The following is a 3,973-nucleotide window of genomic DNA, read 5'->3' as shown; positions in this document are numbered from 1 at the left end:
GGCCTAAGACATGATTTCTTACACACTTTTGGGGCTTATAGCCTCGCGCTTGGTTTATCCCTCTCCGCTATACTAACAAGTACAAGTTCACTGTATTGTTTTGCTTGGTAATACAGTTTAGTGTTTGCGCCAATGCGATTGTAGTGTTACTTGTCAATTGCTGCTGTCAGCAATATTGCTTGCGAATCAGTATTGCTTGCGAGTCAGTATTGCTGCATGGTAACACGCGCACTTAAGGGAGGCTTATTTACGATATGATACGACGCGGTTGGAGAATAGCTTGCAATATTGCTAATAATGAGCGAATTTCTGGTTTAATTATGCTTGGTTTTGCTCTTACTGGTTTATTGCTCGCGAATATTCCTGTAACAGCGCCTGTATTTGAAGCCATTTCGCATACTCATGTGGGTATCCCTTTGACAAATATTCACATGTCAATTGGTCATTGGGTACAAGATGGTGTGCTTACTATTTTCTTCCTTTCAGTTGGCTTAGATTTAAAACATGAGCTGATTGCTGGCTCACTTTCAGATCCGCGTGCTGCAGCTATGCCGATGATTTGTGCTGTTGGTGGCATGGTTGTGCCTCCGATATTGTTTGTAACAACAGTAACCGTATTTTCTGAGCTTCATGCTGGTCAAGAAATTATGCGACTAACTTCTGGAGCTTTACCTTCCCTGGGTATGGTGCGTGCTGGTTGGGCAATTCCAACGGCAACCGATATCGCGTTTTCTCTGGCAGTATTGGCTTTGTTTGCTAAAACATTGCCGCATGCTTTAAGGGCGTTTCTTATGACGCTTGCTACTGTAGATGATTTACTCGGTATTGCACTTATTGCAGTATTTTTCTCATCTTTGAACGCTTGGTATTGGTTCGTAGGCGTAATTATTTGTGGGCTTATTTGGACGACTTTAGTGCGACTTAAACGAGTTCCTTGGCTTCTTGTTGCTTTAGTTGGTATTGCAGCGTGGGTTATGATGTATGAGGCTGGTGTACACCCAACGTTAGCCGGTGTGATGGTTGGTTTGCTTACGCCTGCGCATCTAGTACATGGTGAAACAACGCTACGTGCTGAGCGCTATCGCAAGAAAATTCAGCCTATCTCTGCTCTTATTGCGTTACCAATTTTTGCACTATTTGCAACTGGCGTGCATTTTGAAACATTAACGTGGGAATTATTCTTCTCTCCAATTCTTATTGCAATTACTATTGCACTTGTTGTTGGTAAGCCTCTTGGCATTATGATAACTGCTTGGCTTGCTAGAACTTGCATTGGTTTGCGTGTGCCAGATGGTTTGAATGTGCGTGATTTGCTTCCTACTGCATGCGCGTGTGGTATTGGTTTTACTGTATCGTTACTGATTGCTTCACTTGCGTATTCGGATGCAGATTTGTCTGCTGAAGCGCGTTTTGGTGTGCTTGTTGCTTCTATTATTGCTGCCGGTGTTGCCGGCTTCTTACTTGCGCGTCAAGCTAAGCGTATGGAAGAAGAATTAGAAGAAATAGACGATTGACGCAATACGATATTGTTACTTCGCGCAAAAGTAGGGGATGAACAGCGTGGCAATTTCATTGCGTCACTGCGTAACAAGTAGCAATGTAATAACGTATTAGCTCAACAACGTATTAACCTACTAACGCAACGATAATTACGAGAGGTAATAATTACGAGAGGTGATTATGGGAAAAAATACAGAAAATTCTTCGGATATGATTCCACCTTGGGGTACCACATATCATCGTGGTTCTGTAGTTATGAGAGGCTCCATGATCCCTCAAGAAAGTACCACAGAAACATTGCTTCGTAATGATCGTAATCAGCAGATTGCTGCAGGAGTTGGCGTACCTGCAGATCGTCAGTGGGATTGGCGTAGCGCTGATCCATGGCGTGCGCTTCGTATTCAAGCTGAGTTTGTCGATGGTTTTGACGCGCTTGCTGAACTTGGCAAAGCTGTTAGTGTTTTTGGCTCTGCTCGCATACAAGAAGATGAGCCTGAATATGCTGCTGCTCGCATGATGGGTGCGGAGCTTGTAAAACATGGTTTTGCTGTTATTACAGGCGGTGGGCCTGGCATTATGGAGGCTGCAAATCGTGGTGCTGCAGAAGCCGGTGGTACTTCAGTTGGTTTAGGTATTGAGCTTCCGCATGAGCAAGGGTTGAACCAGTGGATTAATCTTGGCATGCAGTTTCGGTATTTCTTCGTGCGTAAAACCATGTTTATGAAGTATTCTTCTGGCATTATTGTGTGTCCGGGAGGATTTGGCACTATGGACGAAATGTTTGAGGCTTTAACTCTTGTGCAAACTCATAAGGTTGCGCGTGTGCCGGTTGTGCTTTTTGGAACCGAGTACTGGAAGGGGCTTGTTACGTGGTTACAGTCTACAGTTACTGATCGTGGCTTGATTTCTACTATTGATCCGCATCTGTTTGCTATGACTGACGATCCTTTAGAAGCGGTGCGCATAGCATCTGGTATTGAATAATCTAAGAGTTTTTGCGCTCGTTCACGAGTGTGGTAAGCTGCCAAATTTCTTCGCCAATGTCAATTCCGCGCGGACACTGCCTTGAGCACGCTCTAACCGACTGACACGCACTAATTCCGTCGCTGCCGTCAATCAAATCTAATCTGCGCTCTGTTGCACTATCCCTGGAATCGTAAATAAAACGAGCTGCGTTAATCAAAGCAGCAGGCCCAATAAAAGCCTCACCACCGGCGTAGATTGGGCATATTCCTTCGCACGCACCACACATAATGCAGTTACTTAAAAGCTCAAATTTTTGTAACTCTTCAGGATGCTGCAAAAACTCAATAAGCTTAAGTTTCCCTTCGTCATTTCGCACAGAAACGTCTGCTGCTTGTAAGTAAGGCTCTAAACGTTTTATCTGCGAAATCATAGGCGAAAGGTCACAAATAAGATCGCGCTGAACCGCGAATCCAGCAAGAGGAGCAAGTTCGATAATACCAAAACTGCCATTCTTTTGAGCTACAGCCTGAGTAGATTCTTTCTGTAGAATTGGCGATTTTACCGAGCTTTCGCCGCTACTTGCAGCTCCGGTTTTTCTAAATCCGCGAGATTGCACGTTATTAATGATTTCTGGACGAGCGTTCGCTCCTATTGTTGCGCTGCAAAGTAGAGTTGGCATGCCGTTTACGTTTGCAGCATCCGATCCGCAAACTCCGTGACCACAAGAGTAGCGAAAAGCCAAAGTCGGGTCGATTGTGCGCTTAATAGTTAGCAAGCAGCTAAGAATAGTATCCGTGGATTGAACGCGCAAAACGTAATCTTGAACCCAATGCTTGCCTTGAATGCGTTTTATAGAAGGAACGGAAGATTCAGTAGTACTATTTTCGTTTTCTGCAGAATCTACTTTTGCAAAAGGATTGCTACGCTTTTTTCGAGCAAAAGGACTTTCGTGACGCTTTCGCACAGTTTTCGTGGCGTCTTGTGGATTTTGCGTTTCTTCGCACGGCGCAAAGCGGGAAATACGCAAGGTAACAAGCGCAGTGTTATTGTGAAGCTCATTACTCATTGCGCGCTACCTCCAATTACGTACTACTATAGTTTGCCACAATACTTGCACAGAACTAGAACCGATTGCGTCGTTATTTAGTCGCGTGGATATTCGTGAGGTGAGATTTGAGATTTTTCGCACTAAACAAACAATAAAAAATAGATAGCTGCACCCACCCGCAGCTTAATTTTTCGACTTTAGTTGCACTTAGTAAACCACGCACTTTTCGTAACAAACTTAACGAGTCTATGAGTTTTGTGTTGTGTTTAGTGTGTTGAGAGGCTGGAAAAATTGTGTTCAGTGCTAAAAGAGGACTGAGAAGCTACATTCTTTAAAGAAAGGCGAACACAATAAACGCCTTTAACAGCCAGAGCGCACGAAGGACTGGGCGCGACGGCCTGCTTGAGCGCTGCGATTTAGCGCGCTCAAGCAACTCGGAGCGCCGAGCTTGCTCAGAGT

The 3,973-nt window shown here is 44.5% G+C and carries 3 protein-coding genes; 2 read left to right on the top strand and 1 reads right to left on the bottom strand.

Going from position 1 to position 3,973, the window contains the following annotated elements:
• Positions 1–254: 254 nt before the first annotated feature.
• Positions 255–1,514 (top strand): Na+/H+ antiporter NhaA, encoded by a 1,260-nt coding sequence (locus HMPREF3208_RS01555; protein ID WP_064346897.1) that lies wholly within the window; start codon positions 255–257, stop codon positions 1,512–1,514.
• A 166-nt stretch (positions 1,515–1,680) separates the two neighbouring features.
• Positions 1,681–2,484 (top strand): LOG family protein, encoded by an 804-nt coding sequence (locus tag HMPREF3208_RS01550; RefSeq protein ID WP_016637376.1) that lies wholly within the window; start codon positions 1,681–1,683, stop codon positions 2,482–2,484.
• Position 2,485: 1 nt separating this feature from the next.
• Here the strand turns inward: HMPREF3208_RS01550 and HMPREF3208_RS01545 are convergent, their stop codons facing one another.
• Positions 2,486–3,532, bottom strand: coding sequence for a succinate dehydrogenase/fumarate reductase iron-sulfur subunit (locus tag HMPREF3208_RS01545; RefSeq protein ID WP_016637377.1), 1,047 nt, complete (start codon positions 3,530–3,532; stop codon positions 2,486–2,488).
• Positions 3,533–3,973 lie beyond the last annotated feature (441 nt).

The organism is Gardnerella vaginalis (assembly GCF_001546485.1).
Lineage (GTDB): Bacteria > Actinomycetota > Actinomycetes > Actinomycetales > Bifidobacteriaceae > Bifidobacterium > Bifidobacterium vaginale_D.
This window is presented reverse-complemented; position numbering and strand designations above follow the sequence as displayed.

Bases quoted from the DNA above. Each gene is read 5' to 3' on its own strand.
- HMPREF3208_RS01555 (WP_064346897.1), top strand. From the start codon at position 255: ATGATACGACGCGGTTGGAGAATAGCTTGCAATATTGCTAATAATGAG.
- HMPREF3208_RS01550 (WP_016637376.1), top strand. From the start codon at position 1,681: ATGGGAAAAAATACAGAAAATTCTTCGGATATGATTCCACCTTGGGGT.
- HMPREF3208_RS01545 (WP_016637377.1), bottom strand. From the start codon at position 3,532: ATGAGTAATGAGCTTCACAATAACACTGCGCTTGTTACCTTGCGTATT.